The organism is Ramlibacter sp. WS9 (assembly GCF_003797765.1).
In the GTDB taxonomy this organism is placed as follows: domain Bacteria; phylum Pseudomonadota; class Gammaproteobacteria; order Burkholderiales; family Burkholderiaceae_C; genus Ramlibacter.
Window position 1 is genome coordinate 1 of record NZ_RKMB01000106.1, and the last position, 695, is coordinate 695.

Sequence of the window (695 nt, forward strand, 5' to 3'; positions counted from 1 at the left end):
CTACGACGCGGTGGCCGAACTCCAGCGCGGCGTCGGCGAGAGCCTGCTGTCGGCATTGCCGGAAGGCTTCTCGCCGCGCCGCTGGGTCGATCTCGGCTGCGGCACCGGTCATTTCAGCCGGGCCCTGGAACGCCGCTTTGGCGCGGCCGAGGGCCTGGCTGTGGACATCGCCGAAGGCATGCTGCGGCATGCCCGCGCGCGCGGCGGCGCCAGCCATTTCATCGGCGGCGACGCCGAGAGGCTGCCGTTGCGCGACGGCAGTTGCGACCTGCTGTTCTCCAGCCTGGCCATCCAGTGGTGCGCCGACCTCCCGGCGGTCCTGGCCGAGGCGCGGCGGGTCCTGCGGCCGGGCGGCGTGCTGGCGTTCAGCAGCCTGTGCGTCGGTACCCTGGGCGAGTTGCGCGACAGTTGGCGGGTGGTGGACGGCTTCGTCCACGTCAATCGCTTCCGCGCCTTCGCCGACTACCTGCAACACGCGGCCGGCAGCGGTCTGCTGCCGCTGACCCTGCGCCACGAGGACCGGGTCCTGCATTTCCCCGACCTGCGCAGCCTGACCCACGAACTCAAGGCGCTGGGCGCGCACAACCTCAACCCCGGGCGGCCCGACGGCCTGACCGGGCGCCAGCGCATCCGCGCGCTGGTCGCCGCCTACGAGCGTTTCCGCCAGCCCGAGGGGCTGCCCGCTACCTACCGCG

General features: G+C 72.9%; 1 protein-coding gene. It reads left to right on the plus strand.

Features of this window, described 5'->3' with window-relative positions; genetic code table 11:
- A partial coding sequence (bioC, locus tag EEB15_RS33150; RefSeq protein WP_141514245.1) for a malonyl-ACP O-methyltransferase BioC occupies positions 1-695 on the plus strand: 695 nt, incomplete at both ends.